3 protein-coding genes are annotated in these 2555 nt (G+C 41.4%); all 3 read left to right on the top strand.

Annotation, left to right across the window (positions count from 1 at the left end):
• On the top strand, positions 1-1213 hold a 1213-nt coding region (locus B4K20_RS14645), incomplete at its 5' end, for a putative bifunctional diguanylate cyclase/phosphodiesterase (protein WP_289283469.1).
• Between the two features lie 93 nt (positions 1214-1306).
• Positions 1307-1609, top strand: a complete 303-nt coding sequence (locus B4K20_RS14640) for a DUF1840 domain-containing protein (RefSeq protein WP_289283468.1) — start codon at positions 1307-1309, stop codon at positions 1607-1609.
• Positions 1610-1789: 180 nt separating this feature from the next.
• A partial coding sequence (locus B4K20_RS14635) for an aminotransferase class I/II-fold pyridoxal phosphate-dependent enzyme (protein WP_289283467.1) occupies positions 1790-2555 on the top strand: 766 nt, incomplete at its 3' end.

The raw sequence follows: 2555 nt of genomic DNA, 5'->3' as shown, positions 1-2555 counted from the left end.
CGCAGCTCAAAAAAAGGTGTCACAAGCATTACTGTTTATCGATCTCGATGATTTTAAACGCGTTAATGATTCACTCGGTCATATGGTGGGTGATGCACTTCTCGCTGAGGTGGCGAAACGACTTCCTGAGAGTCTCAGTAAAAACGATACTTTGACACGTTTTGCTGGTGATGAATTTGTCGTATTGATGACCTATATCAACGAACCTGTTGATGCAGCTAATATTGCTGAAAAGATCATCAGTAGTTTTCACCAGCCATTTGTGATCGATGAGCATGAAGTCTTTGTTTCTATCAGTATTGGCATCGCTTTCTTCAACGAAGGGATAGACAGCGTCGACCAAGCCTTGTCCGACGCGGATAATGCCTTACGCCATGCAAAGGCATTGGGTAAAAACCAGTATCATTTTTTCAGTGATGAAATGAATAATTCAGTACAAAATCATTTTGAGCTGGAAAACCGACTTCGACGTGCGATTGCTGACAATGAATTGCAGTTACATTATCAGCCCAAGATTGATATTGTGAATGGCGACACAGTGGGGTTTGAAGCATTGCTGCGCTGGCATAATGCCGAGCATGGCGATATTTCACCTTCCATTTTTATCCCTATCGCTGAAAAAAGTGGTCTCATTGTTTCAATTGGCGAGTGGGTCATTGACCAAGCTTGTAAACAAGCAAAACAATGGCTGGATTCCGGTTTTCCTGCGCATATTTCAGTCAACCTCTCCGCAAGGCAGTTTCTACACACTGGCAAACCAAACAAGCTTTTCGAGCTAATTGAAGCAAGTTTGAATCGATATCAGCTCCCAGCTGAATACCTTGAAGTTGAAATCACAGAAAACCTGATGATGCATCATCTGAATGAAAGTTTTGCCATATTAGAAAAACTCAAAAATATTGGTGTAAAAATATTCATCGATGACTTCGGGACGGGGTACTCATCACTAAGCTACATCAAAAAATTTCCGATACATGCTTTAAAAATAGATAAATCCTTTATTGACGATTTGGTCAATGATGAGAACGATGCCGCCATAGTGACAGCCATCATTGCCATGGCTAAACAATTAAAGCTGGAAGTCGTCGTAGAAGGGGTAGAAACAGAAGAACAACTTGCCTTTTTCAGAGATAACGACTATGCGGTGACTGTGCAGGGCTACTATTTTTGTGCGCCGCTTCCTGCTAATGAAATCCGTTATATCTACCAATAACTGAATCCATCGACTCACACCTTTCTTTGTTAATGTCTTGATACCTGATTCAACGTATGATGTTTGTTCATATTTCTACTAGCAGGAGTCCTTATGATTGTTACATTTAAAACAAAAACTTATGCTGATATCACCCTGTTTGGTGATGTGGCTGTTCATTTATTAAAACTGATGGGACATAGTGGAACTGTTCCAGGTGCTATCCAGGCAGAAGACGTTAATGACTATAAACAACGTCTAGAGCAAGCAGTGAACAATGCCAAATTAAGCGATGAAGACAATACTGAGAGTGAGGACGATGACAATCCTCCAGTGTCTATATCAAAACGTGCTCTGCCATTAATTGAATTGTTCGACGCAGCTGCAAAAGCCAATGCTGATATCATGTGGGAATAATGTTCAGACCCAATTTTGCGCAAATAGACTTGTTATTCTTGTCTAAAACGTCCTGATTGTAGGTATATATAAAAATAATAATCCATACAAACACTTGTTTTGTATGTTTTTATTGCATACAAAATAAGTGAGGCATAGCATTTACTCCAAATTGTACGGTTAGCGTCAATGGAGAAAGCTATGTCCACCTGGTCAGCAAGAATAGATTCAAATGCTCGCGTTAAATACATCGGTATTGTTGATGCGATAGAAACAGACATCAAAAACCGTATTCTCAAACCGGGTGACAGATTACCAGCACAACGCCAAATGGCTGACGCACTTTCTGTTGATCTCACTACGGTAACAAGAGCCATTAATGAAGCAGCCAGAAGGGGATTAGTTGAAACCCAAAGAGGCAATGGCTGTTTTATTGCTCAAACCACTTTTTCTCATTACAACTCATCACAGCTTATTGAAGGCAAAACGCTGGATTTAAGCATGAACAACCCGCCTATACCTAATGAGCTGAATCTCGAGAAGAGCATTGCCGAAGCCATCAGCGAACTTAGTCTGTCAGGTATTTCTGCCTCACACCACCTGTGTTACCAGGAAACAGCTGGCCATCCGGATGACCGGCTTGCCGGCCAGCAATGGTTGTCACCGAAACTAACAGGGCTAAATAGCGATCAACTTCTGATTTCAAGCGGTGCTCACAGTGCTTTGTTTTGTTTATTAAGCTATCTCAAACGCAAAGGAGCAAAAACGATAGCCGCTCCTGAGTTTTCTTATCCTGGATTGAGAGCGATGGCAGATCAGTTGCAACTGGACGTCATCGGTATCAGCATGGATGAGCAGGGGATCATTCCAGAACAGTTTCAACTGCAATGCGAAAAACAATCAATCGATGTTTTATATGTTATTCCAAATATTGATAATCCCACCACGGCGACCTTGTCTGTAAAGC

Source organism: Methylophaga sp. UBA5088 (assembly GCF_002414625.1).
Taxonomy (GTDB): Bacteria; Pseudomonadota; Gammaproteobacteria; order Nitrosococcales; family Methylophagaceae; genus Methylophaga; species Methylophaga marina.
This window is presented reverse-complemented; position numbering and strand designations above follow the sequence as displayed.